General features: G+C 65.6%; 27 protein-coding genes. 24 read left to right on the top strand and 3 right to left on the bottom strand.

Annotated elements, in window-relative coordinates; genetic code table 11:
- Positions 1 to 34 precede the first annotated feature (34 nt).
- From KU887_RS19905 to KU887_RS19820, 19 genes are all read left to right on the top strand, one after another.
- Entirely contained in the window at positions 35 to 1,591 is a 1,557-nt protein-coding gene (locus KU887_RS19905; RefSeq protein ID WP_258257468.1) for a TerL protein, read from the top strand.
- Positions 1,588 to 3,171 carry a DUF1073 domain-containing protein gene (locus tag KU887_RS19900; protein WP_258257467.1) on the top strand — a complete coding sequence of 528 codons (1,584 nt, stop codon included), beginning with the start codon at positions 1,588 to 1,590 and terminating at the stop codon, positions 3,169 to 3,171. Before KU887_RS19905 ends, KU887_RS19900 begins: the two co-directional genes overlap by 4 nt.
- Complete coding sequence (locus KU887_RS19895) at positions 3,080 to 3,754, top strand: phage minor head protein (protein ID WP_258257466.1); 675 nt, start codon at positions 3,080 to 3,082, stop codon at positions 3,752 to 3,754. Before KU887_RS19900 ends, KU887_RS19895 begins: the two co-directional genes overlap by 92 nt.
- A gap of 1 nt (position 3,755) precedes the next feature.
- Positions 3,756 to 5,051 (top strand): DUF2213 domain-containing protein, encoded by a 1,296-nt coding sequence (locus KU887_RS19890; RefSeq protein ID WP_258257465.1) that lies wholly within the window; start codon positions 3,756 to 3,758, stop codon positions 5,049 to 5,051.
- A gap of 12 nt (positions 5,052 to 5,063) precedes the next feature.
- Positions 5,064 to 5,552, top strand: coding sequence for a hypothetical protein (locus KU887_RS19885; RefSeq protein ID WP_258257462.1), 489 nt, complete (start codon positions 5,064 to 5,066; stop codon positions 5,550 to 5,552).
- Positions 5,553 to 5,562: 10 nt separating this feature from the next.
- Positions 5,563 to 6,600 carry a DUF2184 domain-containing protein gene (locus KU887_RS19880; RefSeq protein ID WP_258257460.1) on the top strand — a complete coding sequence of 346 codons (1,038 nt, stop codon included), beginning with the start codon at positions 5,563 to 5,565 and terminating at the stop codon, positions 6,598 to 6,600.
- A 1-nt stretch (position 6,601) separates the two neighbouring features.
- The gene (locus KU887_RS19875) at positions 6,602 to 6,862 is read left to right on the top strand and encodes a hypothetical protein (protein WP_258257459.1); all 261 of its coding nucleotides are present in this window, start codon (positions 6,602 to 6,604) and stop codon (positions 6,860 to 6,862) included.
- Positions 6,863 to 6,870: 8 nt separating this feature from the next.
- Positions 6,871 to 7,254 (top strand): DUF4054 domain-containing protein, encoded by a 384-nt coding sequence (locus tag KU887_RS19870; protein WP_258257457.1) that lies wholly within the window; start codon positions 6,871 to 6,873, stop codon positions 7,252 to 7,254.
- A gap of 30 nt (positions 7,255 to 7,284) precedes the next feature.
- Positions 7,285 to 7,764 (top strand): hypothetical protein, encoded by a 480-nt coding sequence (locus tag KU887_RS19865; protein WP_258257456.1) that lies wholly within the window; start codon positions 7,285 to 7,287, stop codon positions 7,762 to 7,764.
- Positions 7,765 to 7,825: 61 nt separating this feature from the next.
- A complete protein-coding gene (locus KU887_RS19860) occupies positions 7,826 to 8,197 on the top strand; it encodes a hypothetical protein (protein WP_258257455.1) in 372 nt (123 codons plus the stop codon).
- A 4-nt stretch (positions 8,198 to 8,201) separates the two neighbouring features.
- Positions 8,202 to 8,792, top strand: a complete 591-nt coding sequence (locus KU887_RS19855; RefSeq protein ID WP_258257454.1) for an LIC_12616 family protein — start codon at positions 8,202 to 8,204, stop codon at positions 8,790 to 8,792.
- 9 nt (positions 8,793 to 8,801) lie between these two features.
- A complete protein-coding gene (locus KU887_RS19850) occupies positions 8,802 to 10,277 on the top strand; it encodes a DUF3383 domain-containing protein (protein WP_258257453.1) in 1,476 nt (491 codons plus the stop codon).
- A gap of 15 nt (positions 10,278 to 10,292) precedes the next feature.
- Positions 10,293 to 10,733: a phage protein gene (locus tag KU887_RS19845; protein ID WP_023474707.1), complete on the top strand. Its 441-nt coding sequence runs from the start codon at positions 10,293 to 10,295 to the stop codon at positions 10,731 to 10,733.
- Positions 10,734 to 10,735: 2 nt separating this feature from the next.
- The gene (locus KU887_RS19840; protein ID WP_212093588.1) at positions 10,736 to 11,296 is read left to right on the top strand and encodes a phage tail assembly chaperone; all 561 of its coding nucleotides are present in this window, start codon (positions 10,736 to 10,738) and stop codon (positions 11,294 to 11,296) included.
- A 59-nt stretch (positions 11,297 to 11,355) separates the two neighbouring features.
- The gene (locus KU887_RS34650) at positions 11,356 to 11,487 is read left to right on the top strand and encodes a DUF6889 family protein (RefSeq protein WP_264838576.1); all 132 of its coding nucleotides are present in this window, start codon (positions 11,356 to 11,358) and stop codon (positions 11,485 to 11,487) included.
- On the top strand, positions 11,480 to 13,675 hold the full coding sequence (locus tag KU887_RS19835) for a mannosyl-glycoprotein endo-beta-N-acetylglucosamidase (RefSeq protein ID WP_258257452.1): 2,196 nt from the start codon (positions 11,480 to 11,482) through the stop codon (positions 13,673 to 13,675). Before KU887_RS34650 ends, KU887_RS19835 begins: the two co-directional genes overlap by 8 nt.
- Complete coding sequence (locus KU887_RS19830) at positions 13,672 to 14,247, top strand: phage baseplate protein (protein WP_175910626.1); 576 nt, start codon at positions 13,672 to 13,674, stop codon at positions 14,245 to 14,247. Before KU887_RS19835 ends, KU887_RS19830 begins: the two co-directional genes overlap by 4 nt.
- Positions 14,247 to 14,564: a phage baseplate plug protein gene (locus tag KU887_RS19825; protein WP_034201702.1), complete on the top strand. Its 318-nt coding sequence runs from the start codon at positions 14,247 to 14,249 to the stop codon at positions 14,562 to 14,564. The genes KU887_RS19830 and KU887_RS19825 overlap by 1 nt, the downstream gene beginning before the upstream one ends.
- Positions 14,561 to 15,529: a hypothetical protein gene (locus KU887_RS19820; protein ID WP_212203090.1), complete on the top strand. Its 969-nt coding sequence runs from the start codon at positions 14,561 to 14,563 to the stop codon at positions 15,527 to 15,529. The genes KU887_RS19825 and KU887_RS19820 overlap by 4 nt, the downstream gene beginning before the upstream one ends.
- On the opposite strand, the gene KU887_RS19815 is transcribed toward KU887_RS19820, so the two are convergent.
- On the bottom strand, positions 15,526 to 15,882 hold the full coding sequence (locus KU887_RS19815; RefSeq protein ID WP_249207062.1) for a hypothetical protein: 357 nt from the start codon (positions 15,880 to 15,882) through the stop codon (positions 15,526 to 15,528). The genes KU887_RS19820 and KU887_RS19815 overlap by 4 nt on opposite strands.
- A gap of 24 nt (positions 15,883 to 15,906) precedes the next feature.
- Between KU887_RS19815 and KU887_RS19810 the strand changes: the two genes are divergently transcribed.
- The 5 genes from KU887_RS19810 to KU887_RS19790 are packed head-to-tail and all read left to right on the top strand — an operon-like array spanning position 15,907 to position 20,327.
- Positions 15,907 to 16,656 carry a Gp138 family membrane-puncturing spike protein gene (locus tag KU887_RS19810; protein WP_258257447.1) on the top strand — a complete coding sequence of 250 codons (750 nt, stop codon included), beginning with the start codon at positions 15,907 to 15,909 and terminating at the stop codon, positions 16,654 to 16,656.
- Between the two features lie 7 nt (positions 16,657 to 16,663).
- Positions 16,664 to 17,017, top strand: a complete 354-nt coding sequence (locus tag KU887_RS19805) for a hypothetical protein (protein ID WP_034201706.1) — start codon at positions 16,664 to 16,666, stop codon at positions 17,015 to 17,017.
- Positions 17,014 to 18,195, top strand: a complete 1,182-nt coding sequence (locus KU887_RS19800; protein WP_034201707.1) for a baseplate J/gp47 family protein — start codon at positions 17,014 to 17,016, stop codon at positions 18,193 to 18,195. The genes KU887_RS19805 and KU887_RS19800 overlap by 4 nt, the downstream gene beginning before the upstream one ends.
- A complete protein-coding gene (locus KU887_RS19795) occupies positions 18,195 to 18,857 on the top strand; it encodes a DUF2612 domain-containing protein (RefSeq protein ID WP_258257445.1) in 663 nt (220 codons plus the stop codon). Before KU887_RS19800 ends, KU887_RS19795 begins: the two co-directional genes overlap by 1 nt.
- Before the next feature lie 60 nt (positions 18,858 to 18,917).
- Positions 18,918 to 20,327, top strand: a complete 1,410-nt coding sequence (locus KU887_RS19790; RefSeq protein ID WP_258257442.1) for a hypothetical protein — start codon at positions 18,918 to 18,920, stop codon at positions 20,325 to 20,327.
- A gap of 206 nt (positions 20,328 to 20,533) precedes the next feature.
- Here KU887_RS19790 and KU887_RS19785 read toward each other — a convergent pair whose 3' ends face one another.
- Complete coding sequence (locus KU887_RS19785) at positions 20,534 to 21,280, bottom strand: SGNH/GDSL hydrolase family protein (RefSeq protein WP_258257440.1); 747 nt, start codon at positions 21,278 to 21,280, stop codon at positions 20,534 to 20,536.
- Entirely contained in the window at positions 21,277 to 21,549 is a 273-nt protein-coding gene (locus KU887_RS19780; protein ID WP_212203084.1) for an XRE family transcriptional regulator, read from the bottom strand. Before KU887_RS19780 ends, KU887_RS19785 begins: the two co-directional genes overlap by 4 nt.
- Positions 21,550 to 21,664 lie beyond the last annotated feature (115 nt).

Genomic DNA, 21,664 nt, shown 5'->3' with positions numbered 1-21,664 from the left:
CCCGTTCCCGTTCGACTTCCGCGCACCGGACTACGTGCAGGTGTTCGAATGGCGGGCGGAGCGACTGAAGCGCATCCGCGCGAACCCGGGCGTGCTGCCGGCACTGCGCACGTTTTACCGCGATAACCCGGCTCAGTTCATCATCGACTGGGGAATGACATTCGATCCGCGGAACGTTGAGCGCGGGCTGCCGGCGACGATCCCATTCCTGTTGTTCCCGAAGCAGGAGGAATGGTGCCAATGGTTCATGGAGCGCTGGAAGGCACAGGAGCCCGGCATCACCGAGAAGACGCGCGACATGGGCATGTCGTGGCTGACGGTTGGGCTCGCCGACACGATCTGCCTGTTCCATGAGGGCGTCGCGGCCGGCTTCGGCTCGCGCAAGGAAGAGTACGTCGACAAGATCGGATCGCCGAAGAGCCTGTTCTGGAAGGCGCGCGAGTTCCTGCGGCTGCTGCCTGCCGAGTTCCGCGGTTCGTGGGACGTCGGCACGCACGCGCCGCACATGCGAATCATCTTCCCGGACACTGGGTCGGTGATTACCGGGGAGTCGGGAGACGGCATCGGCCGAGGCGACCGCGCCAGCTTCTACATCGTCGACGAGTCGGCGTTCCTTGAGCGGCCGCAGCTGGTTGACGCGTCGCTCTCGGCGACGACGAACTGTCGCCAGGACATTTCGACGCCGAATGGCATGGGGAACTCGTTCGCCCAGCGCCGGCACAGCGGAAAGGTGCGTGTCTTCACGTTCCACTGGCGTGACGATCCGCGCAAGGATGACGCCTGGTACGCGAAGCAATGCGCCGAGCTCGATCCGGTCGTCGTCGCACAGGAAATCGACATCAACTACGCGGCGTCCGTCGAGGGCGTCGTGATCCCGTCCGCGTGGGTGCAGGCCGCGATCGGCGCCCACGTGAAGCTCGGCATCGAGCCTAGCGGCGTGCGGCGCGGCGGCCTCGACGTCGCCGACGAAGGCAAGGACAAGAACGCGTTCGCGGGCCGCTACGGCTTCCTGCTGAATTACCTGCGGTCATGGTCGGGCAAGGGCGGCGACATCTACGAGACGGTTGAGAAGACCTTCGGCATCTGCGACGAGCTCGGCTACGAGTCGTTCGACTATGACGCCGATGGGCTCGGCGCGGGCGTGCGCGGCGACGCGCGCGTGATCAACGAGCAGCGCATCGAGATCGGCAAGCGGCCGATCAACGACGAGCCGTTCCGCGGTTCCGGCTCGGTGCACGATCCGGAAGGCGAGATGGTTCAGGAGCGGAAGAACAAGGACTACTTCGCCAACCTCAAGGCTCAGTCCTGGTGGGCGCTGCGGTTGCGCTTCCAGGCGACGTACCGCGCGGTCGTCGAGGGAAAGCCGTACAACACGGACGACATAATTTCCATCGACCCGGCGCTCGACGAGCTGTCCGCGCTGACGATGGAGCTTGCGCAGCCGACCTACACGGTGAACGGCGTCGGGAAGATCGTCATCGACAAGGCGCCCGACGGTACGAAATCGCCGAACCTGGCTGACGCGGTCATGATCGCGTATCAGCCGGCCGGGCAAGTTTTGGACATCTGGACAAAGTTAGGGTCGGCATGAATCGAAAACAACGCAAGGCCGAGCAGCGGCAATACCGCGCGATGGCTGCGGATTCTGCCAACGCGAAACGCTGGCTCACGCCGGACAGCTTCCAGAACTTCGAAGCGCGCGTCGGCCTCGGCACGCCGAATCAGGCATCCGCCTACCAGTACGGGTTCGACTTCATCTCGCGCAACCGCGTGCAGATGGAGGCGATGTACCGGTCGTCGTGGATCGTCGGCCAGGCCGTCGACGTCGTCGCCGAAGACATGACGCGCATGGGCGTCGAAATCGGCTCTGACATCGATCCCGACGACAAGGACGCGCTGAACCAGGGGTTCGAGAACCTTGCGATCTGGGACAGCCTCTGCGACACGGTGAAGTGGGCGCGCCTCTACGGCGGCTCGCTCGCCGTGATGATGATCGACGGGCAGGACGCGTCGAAGCCGCTGCGGCTGGACACGATCGCGGAAGGCCAGTTCAAGGGCCTCTGCGTGCTCGACCGCTGGCTCGTGCAGCCGACTCTCACGGACCTCGTGCAGGAGCCAGGTCCGGAGCTGGGCATGCCGCGCTACTACGACGTCGTGGCCGACTCGATGGCACTCCCGCGCCAGCGGATCCACTACAGCCGCGTGCTGCGTTTCGACGGCGTCACGTTGCCGTACTGGCAGCGCATCGCCGAGAACCTGTGGGGCCAGTCCGTCATCGAGCGCCTTATCGACCGCCTGGTTGCGTTCGACAGCACGACGATGGGCGCGGCGCAGCTCGTGTTCAAGGCGCACCTTCGCACGATGAAGGTGAAGGACCTGCGCAAGATCATTGCGATGGGCGGCCCGGCGCTCGAGGCGCTGCTGAAGAACGTCGACTTCATCCGTCGGTTTCAGTCCAACGAAGGGCTGTCGCTGATCGATGCCGACGACGAGATGCAGATCGACCAATACGGTTTCACCGGCCTGGACGCCGTGCTGCTGCAGTTCGCTCAGCAGCTCGCCGGCGCGCTGCAGATCCCGCTCGTGCGGCTGCTCGGCCAGTCGCCGGCCGGCCTGAACGCCACCGGCGAGTCGGACCTCCGCACGTACTACGACAACATCAAGCAGCAGCAGGAGCGCCGACTGCGCCGTCCGCTGAACGTGCTGTTCGAGGTGATGTTCCGATCGATCCTCGGCACGAAGCCGCCTGATGGATTCTCGTACGACTTCCGCGCGCTCTGGCAGATGACGGACGAGCAGAAAGCGGCCACGGCCAACACGATCACCGACGCGGTGACGAAGGCCGTCGACGCCGGGCTCGTGACGCCCGCCGGCGGCATGAAGGAATTGCGCGCGTCGGCGCACCGGACGGGCGTGTTCTCGTCGATCACCGACGAAGAGATCAAGGAGGCGGAGGACCAGCCGCCGCCCGCGCCCGAAACGGAGCTTCCACGCGATGTTGATGACCCGAACGACGGATCGCAAGCGCCGCCAAAACCCGGTGCGTCTCAGCGTCCCGGAGCGTCGGTACGGAACGCAGTTGCGCAAGATCGCGCAGCAGGTGGGCGCGTTGGTCGATGGCTTTCCGCCTGGCGATCCCGCCGCGGCGCCGACGATCGAGCAGCTGCTTAGGCGGTACGCCGAGGCGCTTACGCCGTGGGCCGAGGCGACCGCCGCGCGGATGCTGGAAGACCTGAACCGGCGCGACGAGCAGGCGTGGATGCAGAACGCGCAGGAGATGTCGCGCGCGTTGCGCGACGAGCTGCGGCGCGCGCCGACTGGCGAGACGATGCGCGCGCTGATGGCCGAGCAGGTCGGCCTCATCAGGTCGATCCCGCTGAAGGCCGCCGAGCGCGTGCACCGGCTCACGATCGAGGCTCTCGAAGACAGCACGCGCGCCGCGGCGATCTCGAAGGAGATTCAGCGGTCTGGCGAGGTCGCGAAGAGCCGCGCCGACCTGATCGCGCGCACGGAGGTATCGCGCGCGGCGACATCACTCACGGAGGCCCGCGCGCTATCTGTTGGCAGCACGCACTACATCTGGCGCACCAGTGGCGACAGCGACGTACGCGCCGGCCACCGCGCGATGGAGGGCAAGGTCTGCGCGTGGGCCGAGCCGCCCGAGGTCGACGAGAACGGCCGCGTCATGCGGTTCCACCCCGGACAGATCTGGAACTGCCGGTGCTGGGCCGAACCGATCATTTCCGAGGACTGACATGCGCTTCTACACCGTACAGAAGCTCGGGCCGAAGCGTTCGCTCACGCCCGAGGGTTTCCTGCTGTGCGAGGACGTTCCCGTCGCGCGCACCGGCGAGATGCTGTATGCCGCCGGCGAGGTGCCGATCGAGGCCGGACCCGACGGGCTGATCCGCATCAGCCGCACCGCGGAGGAAGTGTTCCGCGACGCGACGATGGCGAGCTGCATGGGCAAGGACATCACGCTCGACCATCCGGATGACTTCGTTCAGCCGTCGAACTACGCGGGACTCACCCAGGGCGTGATGCTCAACCCGCGACGCAGCACGACGGAGCCCGACCTGCTGGTGGCCGACCTGCTTATCAAGCATCCGGACACGATCACGGCGGTGCAGGACGAAGAAATCGAAGAGGTCAGCCTCGGCTACGAGGCGGACTACGAACAGGTATCACCCGGCCGCGGGGTACAGCGGAACATCGTTGTCAACCACGTAGCCATCGTCCCTCGCGGCCGCTGCGGCCCGCGCTGCGCGATCGGCGATAAGGAACCCGAGATGAAGACGAAAGACAGCAAGCCCCAACGCCGGCCGGCGTGGCTCGATCGCCTGATGAAGTCGATGAAAGCCAAGGACGAAGCCGGCGTCGAGGAAGCGCTCAAGGAAGGGCAGGAAGCCATGGACGAAGAGTCCGAAGAAGAGCGCAAGAAGCGCGAAGAAGCCGAAGCCGGCAAGACCGGCGACAGCGCGCTGATCCTGAAGACGTTGCGCTCGCTCGATCGACGCATGGCGCGTATCGAGGCACGTGACGCAGAGCGCGGCGATGAAACCGAAGACGATGACGAGGAAGACGACGAAACGGACGAGACGACCGACACGGTCATCGAGGCCGAGCCGTCGCGCCGCGTCAGCGAGGAAGGGGTCGAGCTGTACACCGGCGACTCGGCGCGCCTCATCTCCGCGCGCGCCGAGATCCTCGCGCCGGGCGTGAAGTTGCCGACGCTGGACGGGCTCAAGACGAAGGACCGCGCGGCCGCGCTCTGCAAGTGCCAGCGCCGCGCGCTCGACCAGGCATACGAAACGGATGCCGGCCGCGCCGCGATTGCGCCGTTCCTCGGTCGCCGCGCGCCGGACTTCGACACCATGCCCGCGCCGGTGGTCGACGCAATCTTCACCGGCGCCGCCGAACTGATGCGTGTGAAGAACAACGCCGGCTCGTCGAGCGGCAAGGTCAGCACGCGCGATTTCGGCAAGGTGAAGACCATCGCCGACATCAACGAACAGAACCGCAAGTTCTGGGCGGGCCAGTCCAACCAGTAAGGAGAATGCCTCATGGGCAACGCAATTCTGTATCGCATGCCGTCGGGCATTCCCGGCGACGTGACCCGGCCGTCTCAGTCGACGATCGAGCCGGTTCCCCTCGATCCGACCGCGCCGTTCTCGGCGTATGGCCTGTTCGGGAAGATCGCGAACGGCAAGTTTGTACCCATCGGCGCCGGCGACGCCGCCGCAGCGGTCTACGGTCTGCTGGTGCGCCCGTATCCGACGCAGAGCTCGCAGGATCCGCTCGGCACCTCGACGCCGCCTGCCAAGGGCATCGGCGACGCGCTGCGCCGCGGCTACCAGACCGTGAAGCTGAACGCCGGTGTTGCAGCGCTCGATGGCCAGGTGTACGTGCGCGTCGCGGCGGCAGCAGCCGGCAAGCCTATCGGCGGCATCGAGGCGGCTGCCGACGGCACGAACACGATCGCCATCACTGGCGCGACGTTTATGGCCGGCGCTGACGCTGACGGCAACGTCGAAATCGCTTACAACATCTAAGGGAGCCGACATGACGACTCACAACAAGTCGCTGCTCGCCCGCGCGGCGGGCATCGCAATCGCTGGCGCGCCGGCGATCATTCGTGCGCGTACGCGTGACGCAATGATGACGTTCGACGCGCGCACGATCGACAGCACCGGCGCGTTTCTGGTCGGCGAGCTCGAACGCCTCGACCAAGAGCTGCACATGCCGCTCGCGTCGGTCACCTGGTCGCGCGACATCGACCTCCGCGAGGACGTGTCGATCGCCGACGAGGTCTCGTCGTTCACGAACTCCATGTTCGCCGCGGCGGGCGGCCCGTCGCCTGCCGGCAAATCCTGGGTTGGCAAGGACGCGAACGCGATCCAGAGCCTCGGCCTGGACATCGGCAAGACGCCGAACCCGCTGACGCTGTGGGGCATGCAGATCGGCTGGACGATCCCGGAACTGGAATCCGCACAGAAGCTCGGCCGCCCCGTCGACCAGCAGAAGTTCGAGGGCATGCAGCTGAAGCACAACATGGACGTCGACGAGCAGGTCTACATCGGCGATACCGTGATTGGCGTGACGGGTCTCGTGAACAGCACGGCGGTCGAGAACGTCTCCAACGCGCAGACCGGCAACTGGGCAACGGCGACGCCGGACCAGATGCTCGACGACGTGAACGAGCTGCTGAACAGCGCGTGGGCGGCCGCTGGCTACGCCGTGTGCCCGGGTCGCCTGCTGCTCGACCCGAAGAGCTTCTCGCTGCTCGTGCAGCGCAAGGTCAGCGATGCCGGCAATATCAGCGTGCTGCGCTACCTGCAGGACAACAGCCTCGCGAACCAGCTCAACGGCAGACCGCTTGAGATCTTCCCGTCGAAGTGGCTGACCGGCCGCGGCGCCGCTGGCAAGAACCGCATGGTCGCATACACGAAGGACAAGGGCCGCGTGCGCTTCCCGCTCGTGCCGCTGCAGCGGACGCCGCTCGAGTACCGCGACCTGCGTCAGCTGGTGACGTATTTCGGCCGCCTCGGCGTGGTCGAAGTCGTCTATCCGGAAACGATCGGCTACCGTGACGGGGTGTAACATGCAGCTCATCAACGTGCTGAAGGCATTCACCGTGCGGCTCGTCCATGAGGGCGAGTCGATCGAGCGGCGCATCGTTGCCGGCGTGCAGGAGGTCGAGGATTACATCGCCGACCACTGGTATACGAAGGCGCATACCGGCCCTCTGCCGGAAGGCGTCGCGGCCGCGCAGGCGAAGTCGTCCGACGAGGATCCGCCGAAGTCCGATGCAGCGACGGACCCGGCGGCCGATCCTGTGACTGCCAAGGCCGGTAAAAAGTAAGGTGACCCGTGGACGTTTCCCAGTTCAGACAGTCGTTCCCTGAGTTCAGCGACACGACGACATACCCTGACTCGCTTATCCAGTTCTGGATGACCGTGGCGGTTTCGCTCGTCAACCCGGACCGGTGGAGCGAACTGACTGATCTGGGGATCGCGCTCGTCACCGCGCACCATCTCGCACTCGCAGTGAAGGACCAGAAGATGGCCACCGTCGGCGGCGTGCCGGGCCAGGTCACCGGGCCGCAGTCGTCGAAGGCCGTCGACAAGGTGAGCGTGAGCTACGACACCGCGGCTGTCGCCATCAAGGACGGCGGCTTCTGGAACGCCACGATGTACGGCGTCCGCTATTTCAGCCTCGCAATGATGATGGGCGCGGGCGGCATGCAGCTGTAACGCCGCCGCTGCCCGTCGGGAGAAACCCCCATGGGCAGCATGAAAATCGATCGCCTCGACGAGGTGCTGAAGTCGATCAGCGGGCTGGTACAGAAGGAGGTGCTGGTCGGTGTGCCGGACAGCACCGCCGGCCGCAAGGACGAGGGCGAGCCGCTCAGCAACGCCGAGATCGGCTACATCATGGAAAACGGCTCGCCGGCTAACAACATCCCGGCGCGCCCGCACCTGGTGCCCGGCGTGCAGGATGCGCGGCCGAATTTCGAGCCGCAGCTCCAGAAGGGCGTCGAAGCGGCGCTCGACGGCGATCTCGAACAGGTCGAGCGCAGGCTGAAGCTGGCCGGTCTCGCCGGGCAAAACGGCGTGCGCGCGAAGATCAACAGCAACATCGCTCCCGAATTGGCCGAATCGACGCTGGCCGCGCGCCGGCGCCGCGGCGTCACGCGTGAGAACACGCTGGTCGACACCGGCCAGTACCGCAACGCGATCACGTACGTGGTTCGCAAGAAGTAGTTTCCAGTTTCCCAGCTCCAAGGGCCGCCACACGCGGCCCTTTTTCGTTGGTGCGCTCGCTATGGCCTTCCTCGACGTAACCGAGGTCCTGCTCGATCCGGATTTCATGGATACGGGCCTGATCTGCAATCGCATGACGCAAACGGTCGACAGCCACGGCCGCGCGCAGAACACCGCTGCGTCGACGTCGTTCGACGCCGTCGTGACGAGCGACAAGGGCGACATCCTGCACCGCAACGCGGACGGCAGCCGAATCATCGGCTCGATCACGCTGCACACGATGTTCCGGCTGATAGACGGCAGCGCCGGCCACGACGCCGACGAGGTCGTATGGGCGGGCCGCACCTACACGGTCGTGAACGTGAACGACTACTCGCACTTCGGCCGCGGCTTCGTCTGCGCGACGTGCGACCTGAAGCCTCTCTCAGGATGACCCCATGACCGACAGCTCGACCGGTGGATACCTGGCGCCAGCCGTCGATGCGCCGCCGTCCGAGGACGACGCCCTCGACGATCTGGTCCACGACCTGATCGCGGGCGTCACGTCGCTGCCGCCGGACCTCGTGCGGCCGCGGTGGCAGCCGACGGTACCGAAGCAGCCTGAGCCGTCCGTCAACTGGTGCGCGTTCGGCCTGCAGGAGCAGGAGCCGGATGCCGGCCCGGCTATCCAGCACGACCGCACCGGCGACGGGTACGACACGTACATCCGGCACCAGGACATCGATGTCATGTGCACGTTCTACGGGCCGCGCGCGAAGGGATACGCGCAGCGGCTCGCCGACGGCCTCGCGATCCCGCAGAACCGTGAGCAGCTCCAGCTACAGGACATGGCGTTCGTAGGCGTCGGCCCGATTCGGGCGGCGCCCGACCTGGTCAACCAGCAGTGGGTGCGGCGCTACGACATGACCGTGACGCTGCGCCGCAAGATCACCCGGACCTACGCGGTCCTCAACCTCAAATCGGCCAGCGTGGCGACGACGACTGACTCGTCGACGCCCGTGGCCGGCGTTTCGAACATCCACTCGTAGGGGACCAGCATGTCCAACGGATTGCCGGTATCGCGTCTGATCAACGTGACGATCAACCTCGCCGCGCTGGCGGCGCAGGGCGCGAACATGAACACCGGGTTGATTCTCGGCCCGTCCGCCATCATTGACACCAACGAACGCGCGCGCTCGTACGGCGGCATCGACGAGGTGACGTCCGACTTCGGCACGAACACGCCGGAGTACTTCGCGGCCGCGCTGTATTTCAACCAGGTGCCGCAGCCGCAGCAGCTGATGATCGGTCGTTGGGCGAAGACCGCCACCTCCGGATCGCTTCGTGGCGGCGTGCTGTCGACGGCGCAGCAGGACATGACCGCCTGGAAGGCGATCACGACGGGTGCCTTCAACATCACGATCGACGGCAACGCGAAGACTGTCACCGCGCTCGACTTCTCCGCGCAGACGAACCTGAACGGCGTTGCGACGGTGATCAACGCGAAGCTGACCGGCGCGACGATTGCGTGGAACGGCTCACAGTTCGTGGCGACTTCGAGCACGTCCGGTACCAGCTCGACCGTCGGGTATGCAACCGCGCCGGGCAGCGGCACGGACGTTTCGTCCATGCTGGCCTTGACCAGCAGCCTCGCAGGTACGCCGGCGGCCGGCATTGCACCGGAACAGCCGGTCGATGCTGCTGCGGTGTTCCTCGACCGGTTTGCGAATCAGTTCCTCGGCCTGGACTTCGCTGACGCGTCGATCACGGATGCGCAGCATCTTGCCGTCGCTGGTCTCATCGAAGCCGACCAGCGGCACATCTATGGCATCACGACGCAGAACCCGCAGGTGCTCGACTCGACGGTGTCGACCGACATCGCGAGCAAGCTGCAGGCGCTGAAGCTGAAGTACACCATCGTGCAGTACTCGAGCGCGACGCCGTATGCGGTGTCGTCGCTGCTCGGCCGACTGCTGACGGTGAACTTCAACGGCAACAACACGACGATCACGCTCATGTTCAAGCAGGAGCCGAGCGTCGCCGCTGAACAGCTGACCAGCACGCAGGCGAACACGCTGCAGGCGAAGAACTGCAATGTCTTCGTCAACTACAGCAACGACACGTCGATCATCCAATACGGCGTGACGCCGAGCGGCCTGTTCGCCGACTCGGTCTACAACGCGATCTGGTTCCGCAACCGCATCGAGACGGACGTCTACAACCTGCTGTACCAGAGCCCGACGAAGATTCCGCAGACCGACGGCGGCAACGCGCAGATCGCGGCGACGATCTCGGCGTCCTGCGAGGCGGCAGTGAACAACGGGTATCTGGCGCCGGGGGTCTGGAATTCGGCCGGCTTCGGCGCACTGAATCAGGGCGACACGTTGGCCCAGGGCTACTACGTATATGCGCCGCCGATCGCGACACAGTCGCAGGCCGATCGCGAGGCGCGCAAGTCGGTCACGTTCCAGGTCGCGGCGAAGGAAGCCGGCGCGATCCACAGCGTCGACATCCTCGTCAACGTCAACCGCTAACAGGGGCATCTCAACATGACGACTTACAGCTTTCAGGACGTCGCGGCGACGATCGTAGGCCCGGGCGGCGCGTTCTCGCTTGGCTACGGCGAAGCGACTGCGGAAGAAGGCATCACGATCGCGCGCGCGGGCGACAAGAACACGATGACGATCGGCTCGGACGGCGAAGGCATGCACAGCCTGCATGCCGACAAGTCCGGGCAGGTCACGCTGCGCTACCTGAAGACCGCGCCGATCAACGCGAAGCTGATGGCGCTCTACGACGCGCAGTCGCTCGACAGCCGCCTGTGGGGCAAGAACCTGATCGAGGTTCGGCAGACGGCGGCCGGCGACGTGCTGACCGCGCGCAGCTGCGCGTTCAAGAAGGCGCCGGACCTGAAGTACGCGAAGGACGGCGACATCGTCGAATGGGTCTTCGACTCGATCAAGATCGACAACATCCTCGGGACGTACTGAGCATGGCGACCGAAGTTCAACTCAACGGCACGCGATACGTGATCGGCAAGCTGAGCGCGATGCAGCAGTTCCACGTATCTCGGCGCATCGCGCCGATCATCCCGCCGATGATCCCGGTGCTGATGAAGTTCTATGCCGAGCTCGAGCAGGCCGACGTAGCACGCGAGCAGGCGCGCGCGAACGCCGCGCTCGCGGCTCTCGAAGAAGCCGGTGGCACGGAAGCGCAGGACACCGCACCGCCGGCACCCGAGGCGGACCGCTCGCGCGAGCTGTTGACGCTGGTTGACGCGATCGCGCCGGTGCTGCAGCCGTTCGCTGATGCGCTGGCCGGTCTGAAGGACGAGGACGCGGAATACGTCTTCGGCACGTGCCTGTCCGTTGTCGAGCGCTGGCAGGGGGCGGGCTGGGCGAAGGTCTGGAATACCGCTCACAAGACGTCGATGTTCGACGACATCGGCATCGACGTGATGCTGCCGCTCGTTGTGCGCGTGGTGGTGGCGAACCTCGGCCCTTTTATCAGCGGGCTGCTTACCAGCCAAGCGAGCAGCCCGGCGGCGACGTAGACTGGATTCGCACGCTGCCCGGCGGTGAGGACTGGCTGCTCGCTCCAGTACATGCGCAGATGTGCCGGTACGAGTCGCTTCTCGACGGAACGCTCGGCCTGGCCGACATCGCGCTCATGAACGATTCACTCGCCGTCCGGGCGGACAACGAAGCGGCGTTCCGCCGCAAGATGGAAAGAGAAAATGGCTGATTCGGTCGTCATCCGCGAGTTCCTGGTCGCGCTCGGCTTCAAGGTCGACGAGAAGGGCCTGAAGAACTTCAAGGAAGGCGTCGAAGGCACGACCAAGGGCGTCAAGCAGTTGATCGCCACGGTGTCCGGCGCCGCGCTCACGGTGAGCGCGGGCGTCGCGGCATTCGCGTCGAAGCTCGAACGCCTGTACTTCGTGTCGCAGCGGACCGGCGCGTCGGCGACCAATCTGCGCGGCTTCGAGTTCGCCGCGCGCAACATGGGCGTCTCGGCCGAAGCGGCCACGGGCACGATTGAGAACCTTGCGCGCTTCCTGCGCAACAACCCGGCGGGCGAGGGCTACCTCGCGACGCTCGGCGTGCAGACGCGAAACGCAAACGGCGAGCTGCGCGACACGGTCGACATCATGTCCGACCTCGGGAAGTCGCTGGCGAACAAGCCGACGTGGCTCGCCAGCCAGTACGGCAACATCCTCGGCATCGACGAGAACCTGATGCTCGCGATGCGCAACGGGGACTACGAGAAGCTCCTGGCGCAGTACCGCGAGATGTCGAAGTCGACCGGTCTGGACAAGGCGGCCGACGACTCGCACCGCTTCATGACGCAGCTGCGCGGCCTCGGTACGTCGTTCGAGAACCTCGGCATTCGCGTCGAGGGCGCGATGCTGCAGAAGATCGGGCCGCAGCTCGAACGGTTCCAGCGTTGGATGGATGAGCACGGCGACGAGATCGCGAACCGGATCACGGACATCGCCAACGCGGTCGTGAAGGCGGCCGCAGCGATGGGGCCGCCGCTGGCGTGGCTTGCGGACAAGTTCGTTGAGCTCGACCACAGCACGAACGGCTGGTCGACGAAGATCTTGTTGCTGAGCGTAGCACTGAATGCGCTGGGCGTTTTCAAGATCGCGCGCGGCATCTGGAAAGCCGCGGCAGCGCTTCGCGCGATGGGTGCGGCAGGCACCGGTACAGCTTCCGTCATCTCCGGCCTGATTGGAAGTGTCGGCGGGCTGATCGCGCTGTTGGGGCGGCTTTCCGCGATTGCCGGCGCCGCGTTCGCTGGCTGGAAAATCGGCGATGCGCTGCGCGACTCGGTTGACGGTTGGATTTCGAAGGCGTCCGGCGGCCGGTTCCGGTCGATATGGGACGTGCTGACCGGTAAGGACCGGCGCGGTTTGGATGCGACCGGCGGCTACACGCAGGAGGAGATCGACAGCGTGAAGGACGGCGGCGGCGTGAAATTGACGCCACCGCGCGCCGAGCAGTCCCGGATGCCGGCGCCCTTGGTCACACCGGAGCCGGATGCAACAGAGCCCGCCGAAGGTCCGCAGGAGCCTCCCGCGCGAATCTCAGATTCGCAAGGTGCGACACCGCAACCGCAGCCTCGACGGCTCCCGCAGGCTCAACCGCCGATGTGGCCGCAGCCGGTACAGCAGCCAGCGGCAGCTCCGTCGCCGGCACCGCGGATCGAGAGGGTTGCGGTTCACGACGACGGCGGTCTGGCTGGCCGGCTCGGCCAGTTGGCGGACACCGCGTTCGGCAAGTTGATCGCACGCGGCGAAGGCGATTACAACAGCGTGAACCGCGGCGCGCGCGGCGGTTACCGCGCCGGCACCGAGAACCTCGAGGGCATGACGCTGGCGCAGGTGATGGCGGCGCAGCGCGCGGGGCAGTTCAACGCGGCGGGCCGATACCAGATCATCGGCAGCACACTGGCCGAGGCCGCACGCGGGTTGAGGCTGAACGGGTCCGAGATGTTCGACCGGAAGCTGCAGGACCGGATCTTCGAGCAGTACCTCGTGCGCAACAAGCGTCGTGCGATCGCCGATTACGTCGAAGGGCGTAGCGACGACCTGCGCGGCGCTCTGCGCGCGGCGTCGCGCGAGTGGGCGAGCGTCGCAGACCCGGATACTGGTCGCAGCTACTACGCGGGCAAGGGGAACAACCGTGCGAGCATCACGGCCGCTGAAATGGCGGCAGCGCTGCGGAACACTCGCGCGACTTACCAGCCGCCGGCCGCGCTGGTCGCGCAACCGGCAGCGCGCGGCGGCGCGGCGAAGGTCGAGCTGCACCAGTCCACGCAGATCCATGTGACTGGCGCTAGCGATCCTTCGGCGGCCGGCCGTGCGGTTGAGCGCGAGCAGCGCGCGGTGAACGCCGATATGGTGCGCAACCTGCAGGGGGTGATCGCATGATCCTCGACATGATCATGATCTCGCCGAAGATGATCGGCAGTATTACGGTGCAGGTCGCGATCGAAGAGGTCTACAACGATGAGCTGACGATCACCGAGCATCCGGTTGAGCAAGGGGCGCAGATCACCGATCACGCTTTCAAGCGCCAGCCGGATCTCTCGATGCGGTGCGGCTGGAGCAACGCCGACTACGAGGCACTGCTCGGCGCGGCAGAGGCGACGTTCGACGGTGGCGGCCTGCCGTCGGCGCAGTACGTCAACGCGATCTATTCGCAGCTCCTCGCGCTGCAGCAGGCGCGCACGCCGTTCGACGTCACGACGAGCCGCCGGACCTATCAGAACATGCTTCTGCAGGGCCTGCGGCTCACGACTGACGAGAAGACGTCGAGCGCGCTGATCCTGACGGCGACGCTCAAGCAGATCCGCATCGTGTCGACGCAGGTGACGAAGCTGCCGCCGCGCGAGAACCAGGCCGACCCGGCATCGACGGCCGAGACCGGCAACGGTGGTACGAAGGCCGCCATGCCGGCGACGCCAGCGCCGGGCGGCGCGGTACCGCCGGGGAGTATGTGATGCCGAGCTTCTTCGAGATTCCGTTTTCGCCGCGCCCCGAGCGCTTCACCGTGACGCTGAGCGGGACCGACTATCGCCTGACGGTCCAGTACCGCAAGGCCGGCGGCGCGGGGTGGGTGCTCGACGTCGCGGATGCGCAGGACAACCCGCTGGTGTCCGGCCTCCCGTTGGTGACCGGCATCGACCTGCTTGGCCAGTACAAGCACCTGGGATTCCAAGGGCGGCTATGGGTGCAGGGCGCCGCTGATCCGGACGACGTTCCGACGTACGAGGATCTCGGCATTGGATCGCACGTTTTCTGGGTGACGGATCAATGAGCGTTCAGCAGTTCGGCCGGAAGGTATCGCTGGTCATCGGCTTCGATAGCGGCGATTCGCTCGATCTGTCCGAGCTGCGGATCGTGTTCCGCGTGCAGCGGGGCGACCTGCAGACGCCGAACTCGGCGCGGATCCGGGTCTACAACGTGTCCGCGACGACGGCGCGGCGCGCGCAGAAGGAATTCACGCGCGTCGTCCTGCAGGCCGGCTACGAGGGCAACTACGGGATTATCTTCGACGGGCAGATCAAGCAGGTGCGGCGCGGGCGCGAGAGCCAGACCGATACGTTCCTCGACATCACCGCGGCGGACGGCGACTCGGCGTACAACTTCGCCGTGGTCAACACGACCCTCGCGGCCGGCTCGGTGGCGAGCGACCACGTGTCCGTCGCGACGGCGGCCATGGGCCCGTATGGCGTGTCGCTCGGCTACATGCCGGAGGTGACATCGAACCCCCTGCCGCGCGGCAAGGTGATGTTCGGGATGGCGCGCGATTTTCTGCGCGGAATCGCGAAGACTACCCAGACGGTCTGGAGCATCCAGGATGGGAAGGTCGTGCTGGTGCCGGAGACCGCGTACATGCCTGGCGAGATCCCGGTGATCACTTCCGCGACTGGCATGGTCGGCCTGCCGCAGCAGACAGCGAACGGCATCGAGGTGAAGATGCTGCTGAACCCGAGCGTGAAGATCGGGCGGCTGATTTGGCTCGACAACGCGAGCATCCAGCAATACGAGTACAGCCTGAATGTCGGCCAGCAGGCCGAAAACGAGCGGATCGAGATGCAGGCCAAGCTGCAGGACGACGGCTTCTATTACGTCATGCTCGCGGAGGTGAGCGGCGATACGCGCGGCGAAGAGTGGTACACGAGCGTGATCTGTCTCGCGGCCGACGTCACCGTGCTGCCCGACTCATTTAAGGACAAGGCGGCGGTGCCGTCCGCCGACGTGATCAAGCGGTTCGGCTAGCGGCCGTAGGTCGGCAGGGCCTTGATGGTCATCGTCGTGCTTTCGCCGTTGCGCTTCACGTCGGCGCGCGCAAGCACGTTGAGCGGCATCGACTTCGTAGGCATTGTCGGCACGATGATCAAGGCGTTGCCGTCGACCGTCTCGCCCCAGCAGCCGATGTCCCACACGCCGCGGTAGGACTCGTAACGCCGCAAGTTCTTCGCGTTCGTGAGCGGCAGGTCGCACTTCTTCGTCGTGTACAGGATGGTCGGGAATTCGTTCTCGACCGTCGCGCCGACTTTCATGCCGGCGAACGGGTACACATAGGCATCGTCAGCGACGGCGGTGAGCGGCGCGAGCAGCGCGGCGATCAACAGCAGCTTCTTCATTTTCATCCTATGGATCGACGTGAAAGGGTAGGCGACCCGGAGGTCGCCTTGCGTGAAGCGTTCGACGGCGTGCGCGCGGGCATCTGGACAGCATTGCCCGGCATCATCCAGTCGTTCGAAAGCGCCGCCGACCGGCCGCCGACGTGCAGCGTGCAGCCGGCGATCAAGGCGCAGGTGCGCGGCATCGAGGGCACGATCCAGAGCGTCGCGCTGCCGCTGCTGGTCGACTGCCCAGTCCAGTTTCCTGCCGGCGGAAATTGTACGTTGACGTTCCCGGTGGCGCCGGGCGACGAGTGCCTCGTCGTGTTCGCCTCGCGCTGCATCGACGCATGGTGGCAGTCGGGCGGCGTGCAGGAGCAGGCGGAGCTGCGCATGCACGACCTGTCGGACGGATTCGTGCTGCTCGGCTTTCGGTCGAGGCCGCGCGCGCTCGCCGGCGTCAGCGGCAGTTCGACGCAGCTGCGCAGCGACGACGGCGCGACGTACATCGACCTGAACCCGACGCTGCAGAAGGTCAAGATCGTCGCGCCGGGCGGCTTCGATGTCGTCGCGCCGCTGTCGACGTTCTCGGCGGCCGTGACGATCACCGGGCTGCTGACGTTCGTCGGTGGCATGGTCGGCAGCGCGGCGAGCGGTGCCGCCGCGGTGTTCAACGGCATTCTCAACGTGATCGGCCAGATCACGGCGAACGGCAAGCGCGTCGACGACACGCACACGCACCCGGATGCGCAGGGCGGCAACACCGGCCCGGTCAACTGAGATTCCCATGCGATACCGAAAACTTGACGCTGACGGCGACTACGTCTTCGGCGGTGGCGCGGCCGACTTCCTCGCGAACACGCCGGAGACGGTCGCGCAGGCCGTGCTGACGCGCCTGCGCCTGTTGCGCGGCGAGTGGTTTCTGGATACGACGGCCGGCATGGCATGGGCGACCGATGTGCTCGGCAAGTACACGAGCGGCAAGTACGACGCCGCGATTCGGACGTGCATCCTCGGCACGCAGGGCGTGACTGAGCTCACAAGCTACTCGAGCACGGCCGATCCTGAGACGCGCGTACTGACCGTCACCGCGACGATCAACACCATCTACGGCACCACCACGGTACAGGCGACATTGTGACTATCACGACCCTCGCACCCACCATCGACGCGAACGGCATCACCGCGCCGACGTACGCGGACGTGTTCGCGTTTCTGCAGGATCAGTTCCGCTCGATCTATGGCGCCGACACGTACCTGGAGCCGGACAGCCAGGACGGCCAACTGCTCGGCGTGTTCGCGAAGGCGATCAGCGATGTCAATTCGGTGGCGATCGCGATCTACCGCTCCTTCAGCCCCGCGACTGCACAGGGCGACGCGCTGTCGAGCAACGTCAAGATCAACGGCATCGCGCGCAAGGTCGCGTCGTACTCGAGCGCCGACCTGGTACTGGTCGGGCAGGCTGGCAAGACGATCACGAATGGCGCGGCGAAGGACGCGAACGGTGTGCAGTGGATGCTGCCGGCCACGGTGACGATCCCGCCTAGCGGCACGATCACCGTCACGGCGACGTGCGCGACCATCGGTGACATATCCGCGCGCGCGGGCACGATCAACCAGATCGCGACGCCGGCGCTCGGCTGGCAGTCGGTGACGAATCCGGCGGATGCGGCCGAGGGGGCGCCAGTCGAATCCGACGCAGCGCTGCGTCAACGGCAGACGGTGTCGACGGCGCTGCCGTCGCTCACCGTGCTCGACGGCATCATCGGCGCGGTGGCGAACGTGCCTGGCGTCACGCGGTACGTCGCCTACGAAAATGACACGAGCTCGACCGACGCCAACGGCATCCCGTCGCACTCGATCTCGCTCGTCGTCGAGGGTGGCGACGCGACGGCGATCGCGAATGCGATCGCAGCGAAGAAGACGCCAGGCGCTGGAACGTTCGGCACGACGTCGATCGTCGTCACGGACATCTACGGCCGACCGATCACGATCAACTTCTTCCGGCCGGTTGGTGCGCCGACTGGCGCCACCGTCACGATCAAAGCGCTCACCGGCTACACCAGCCAGGCGGGCCAGCAGATTCAGCAGGCTGTGTCGGACTACATCAACGGCGTGCAGATCGGCGGCGGCCTATCCGGCAGTGTCGAATGGGGAGACGCCCTGACCGCGGCGAACAGCGTCGGCGGTGGGGTGACTTTCAAGCTGTCTGGGCTGACGCTCACGGGGCCGCGTGGTGCCGGCACGCCGGATGTCGCGCTGCTGTTCAACGAGGCGGCGTCGTGCACGCCGGCGAACGTGACGCTGGTGGTGACCTGATGGCTGACCTGACCGAATACGCTGCGCTGATCACGTCGGAGCACAGCGACAAACCGCGGTTCATGGCGGTGGTGTCGACACTGGTGCAGCCGCTCGTCGACCAGATGAACCTGATCGAGAGCATGCCCGGAAAGTTCGACTTGGACGTCGCAGTGGGTGACCAGCTCGACACGATCGGCGTGTGGGTCGGCGTGTCGCGGAAGATCCGCACGCCGCTGACGGGCATTTATTTCTCGTTCGACATCGCGGGCCTTGGCTTCGACCAAGGCACGTGGAAGGGGCCGTTCGATCCGGATACGGGGCTCACGGTGCTCGACGACGACACGTACCGGCTCGTCATCCGCGCGAAGATCGGTGCTAACCACTGGGACGGGACGCTCGAACAGAGCGCCGCGATCCTGAACAGCATCTTCGACACGGACACCCACGTGTTCATCGAGGACCACCAGGACATGTCGATGACGATCGGGATCGCCGGCAAGGTGCCGCCGGCGACGTTCCTTGCGCTGCTTTCCGGCGGATACATCCCGCTGAAACCCGAGGGCGTTCGGGTCAATTACACGATCGTCACGACCGTCGACGGATCCCCCCTGTTCGGATTCGACATGAGCAATCAGCTCGTGGCCGGGTTCGACGTCGGAGCCTGGAGCAGGCCCGTTTAACCGCCAATCGCATTGTCTGCAAGCCACCTTCGGGTGGCTTTTTTTATGCTCGGAGCATTGATGGCAACGAACGACTTTCTCGTGTTCGGTGGAGGCAGCTCCCCGAACGTTATCGACCAGGCGACGTATGCGGCGCTGTCGGCCCGTCTGTCGGGATTTCAATCTGGCACCGCGCTGTCGGCGCAGCTCAACAAGGTGTGGCGCCAGAGCTCGATCATGGCTGCCGTGCTCGCACAGTTCACGGCGAACTTCTCCGGCCAGAACTCGGTCGACGACGGCACGACGGTGACGCTGTTGGCGAACCTGCAGGCGGCGATCAATGCGGCTGGGATCACGGCTCCGCAGTTCGACAGCAGCACGAAGCTTGCCACGACCGCATTCCTGCAGCGAGCCCTCGGTAATTATCGGACCGCAAGGGGATATGCTGGCAACGCTACCCTAAGTGCAGTTGACATTGGAGCGATGATTACCTGGGACGGGAACGGCACGTTGACGTTGCCGGATGCCACTGCTTTTCCTGGCGGGTCCACAATCCGTGTGTTCAAGTACGCAGGGCCGATTGCTTCCGTTCTTGCGGCGAACAAAGCAGGACAAATGACGGTGCCGGGTATCGCAGTCGATACTTACACGTTTCCCGTTGGAGTTTCCGGCTTCTTCGAGTTGATCAACGAAAGTAGCGCGAAGTGGGACGTGGCTGGAGAGTTGTTCAACTTGTACGGAACGACCGCTGCGGCTGGCGACAACAGCACGAAGCTCGCGACGACGGCGTTCGTGCAGACCGCCCTGTACTCGGGAAAGGGTATCGCGCGGTTCGTATCGAGCGGCACGTTTACGGTGCCGGCAGGTGTCACGACGCTCTATGTGAGCGGTTGCGCGGCTGGCGGCGGCGGTGGGGCCGGCGCTGGGAACAACAACGGGCAATCGTCGCTTGTCGGCGGCGGTGGTGGTGGCGGTGGGGGCGCTGGACAGTCGGTGATTCGCCAGGCGTTTGCCGTCACGCCCGGTGCTGCCATCACGGTCACCATCGGCGCCGCTGGTGCCGCGGGAACTGGTGGCGTGGTAGGTGCGGGCGGCGCAGGTGGCACGGGCGGAAACACGACTTTGACTGGCGGTGCGTCACTCACCTTGACGGGCGGCGCAGGAGGTAGTGGCGGCGCAGCTGTCGTTTCGAATGCAGTCGGCCAAGGTGGTGGCGGCGGTAGCGGTGGTGCTGGCTTTCCGAGCGGGAGTGCCGGTGGCGACGGGAATTACGCGGGGCTCGGTGGAGCAGGTGCATCCTCGCCGTTCGGCGGCGGTGGCGGCTCCGGCCGCGCTGCAACGAACACGAGCGCCTATCAGGTAGGGAGTGCCGCTGGGGGGTATGGAGCTGGTGGTGGCGGTGGCGGTGCGGGCTATGGCCAAGCTTCGACGGCTGTTACGGGTGGCGCAGGCGCCGTCGGCACTGCAGGTTTGATCATCTTCGAATGGTGATGGAATGAGCAATTACGCAGTGGTGCAGGACGACGTCGTCGTCAATGTTGTGGTTTGGGACGGCGACGAGGCTACCTGGCAACCTCCGGAGGGCTGCCAGGCGGTCGAGGTTCCAGATGGTGCCGACGTATGCATCGGGTACGGGTATGCCGACGGAAATTTCTTGGCGCCGTCGCCCGCTGCTATACCGACGACCGATTCTGACGTTACTTCAGCGCCGAAATCACCGTCGACACCGTAGGAAATTCAATGTCCGCCTTCTTGGCATAGAGCGCATCGGATGGATGGAGGCAATCGGTGAGCATCGACTGCCAGTCCGGCATCGCCAAGATCGCGTCGAACTCGCCGACAATCGGCACCTGTTGAGCGGCTGCCACTTGGCGGAGCGCGGCGACATACGACGGCATCAGCGGTTGTCGGATCGGTTCGCAGGTCGGATTCGGCTCGAAGATGACGACCTGTTTGCCCGACTGCCGCGCGATCTGGACGAGCTGCGTCATCGTCGACGCGAAGTCGTCCGGCGATTCGGCGGCGATGCCGTCCTTCTTGGCCGTGGTGTAGTAGGCATCGTTCAGGCCGAAGTTGAGCGTGACGATCTGCGCCTTCGACGCGGCCATCTGGTTCTGCCACGTCGGATGCACGCCATCGGTTCCGTTCAGCAACTGGGACGCTTCGGTCGAGCCGACGCCGTTGTTCGACACGGTGACCGTCGTACCGAAGCGATCTTGCAGCAGCTTTTGCAGAATGACTGGAGCCGAGTTCGGTGTCACCTGGCCGGTGCCATTGACGACCTGCCAGCCCTGCGTGGTGGAATCGCCGTACGACTCGATCAGCACGGTTCGCGGTGTCGACGCTTGAGCGGCGGCCGGCGGCGTGCCGCCGTCGCCACCACCACCGCAGCCACTGCACGATACGACCAGCGCGCCGAGGAGCGAGCAGAGCGCACCCTTCACGACGGCTCTCCGGAGCCAAGATCGATCGTGGCGCCGATCGTGCGCATGCGCGCCAGTACCCGCTCGAATTCCTCCGGAGACAGTTCGAGGCGAGCCGCTGCGAAGAACAGGATATGCGGGCTGATGTCGCGCGGTTCCTCGCCCCCCGTGTACTTGCGCCACTGCCGGCCGCCCTGCACGCCGAACAGGTCCGCCATCTGCGCGCTGCTGAACTGCAGGTCGTGCTTGAGCTTCTCCAAGTCTTGCGGGGTCGGTGGGTCGTATCGCATAGGGGAATTGGCGGCGCAACGCCGCGACGATCGTGGTGTTCATGGAGTCCTCTCGGATGTATGGGCCGCGCGTATGCGCTTCCTCTGGTGGTAAATCTAGGCCCAATGGGCCTAT

The sequence above is a fragment of the Burkholderia sp. EMB26 genome, assembly GCF_024730645.1.
Taxonomy (GTDB): domain Bacteria; phylum Pseudomonadota; class Gammaproteobacteria; order Burkholderiales; family Burkholderiaceae; genus Burkholderia; species Burkholderia cenocepacia.
This window is presented reverse-complemented; position numbering and strand designations above follow the sequence as displayed.

Bases quoted from the DNA above. Each gene is read 5' to 3' on its own strand.
- KU887_RS19900 (WP_258257467.1), top strand. From the start codon at position 1,588: ATGAATCGAAAACAACGCAAGGCCGAGCAGCGGCAATACCGCGCGATG.
- KU887_RS19890 (WP_258257465.1), top strand. From the start codon at position 3,756: ATGCGCTTCTACACCGTACAGAAGCTCGGGCCGAAGCGTTCGCTCACG.
- KU887_RS19885 (WP_258257462.1), top strand. From the start codon at position 5,064: ATGGGCAACGCAATTCTGTATCGCATGCCGTCGGGCATTCCCGGCGAC.
- KU887_RS19880 (WP_258257460.1), top strand. From the start codon at position 5,563: ATGACGACTCACAACAAGTCGCTGCTCGCCCGCGCGGCGGGCATCGCA.
- KU887_RS19875 (WP_258257459.1), top strand. From the start codon at position 6,602: ATGCAGCTCATCAACGTGCTGAAGGCATTCACCGTGCGGCTCGTCCAT.
- KU887_RS19865 (WP_258257456.1), top strand. From the start codon at position 7,285: ATGGGCAGCATGAAAATCGATCGCCTCGACGAGGTGCTGAAGTCGATC.
- KU887_RS19860 (WP_258257455.1), top strand. From the start codon at position 7,826: ATGGCCTTCCTCGACGTAACCGAGGTCCTGCTCGATCCGGATTTCATG.
- KU887_RS19855 (WP_258257454.1), top strand. From the start codon at position 8,202: ATGACCGACAGCTCGACCGGTGGATACCTGGCGCCAGCCGTCGATGCG.
- KU887_RS19850 (WP_258257453.1), top strand. From the start codon at position 8,802: ATGTCCAACGGATTGCCGGTATCGCGTCTGATCAACGTGACGATCAAC.
- KU887_RS19845 (WP_023474707.1), top strand. From the start codon at position 10,293: ATGACGACTTACAGCTTTCAGGACGTCGCGGCGACGATCGTAGGCCCG.
- KU887_RS19840 (WP_212093588.1), top strand. From the start codon at position 10,736: ATGGCGACCGAAGTTCAACTCAACGGCACGCGATACGTGATCGGCAAG.
- KU887_RS34650 (WP_264838576.1), top strand. From the start codon at position 11,356: ATGTGCCGGTACGAGTCGCTTCTCGACGGAACGCTCGGCCTGGCCGAC.
- KU887_RS19835 (WP_258257452.1), top strand. From the start codon at position 11,480: ATGGCTGATTCGGTCGTCATCCGCGAGTTCCTGGTCGCGCTCGGCTTC.
- KU887_RS19830 (WP_175910626.1), top strand. From the start codon at position 13,672: ATGATCCTCGACATGATCATGATCTCGCCGAAGATGATCGGCAGTATT.
- KU887_RS19825 (WP_034201702.1), top strand. From the start codon at position 14,247: ATGCCGAGCTTCTTCGAGATTCCGTTTTCGCCGCGCCCCGAGCGCTTC.
- KU887_RS19820 (WP_212203090.1), top strand. From the start codon at position 14,561: ATGAGCGTTCAGCAGTTCGGCCGGAAGGTATCGCTGGTCATCGGCTTC.
- KU887_RS19810 (WP_258257447.1), top strand. From the start codon at position 15,907: ATGGATCGACGTGAAAGGGTAGGCGACCCGGAGGTCGCCTTGCGTGAA.
- KU887_RS19805 (WP_034201706.1), top strand. From the start codon at position 16,664: ATGCGATACCGAAAACTTGACGCTGACGGCGACTACGTCTTCGGCGGT.
- KU887_RS19795 (WP_258257445.1), top strand. From the start codon at position 18,195: ATGGCTGACCTGACCGAATACGCTGCGCTGATCACGTCGGAGCACAGC.
- KU887_RS19790 (WP_258257442.1), top strand. From the start codon at position 18,918: ATGGCAACGAACGACTTTCTCGTGTTCGGTGGAGGCAGCTCCCCGAAC.
- KU887_RS19780 (WP_212203084.1), bottom strand. From the start codon at position 21,549: ATGCGATACGACCCACCGACCCCGCAAGACTTGGAGAAGCTCAAGCAC.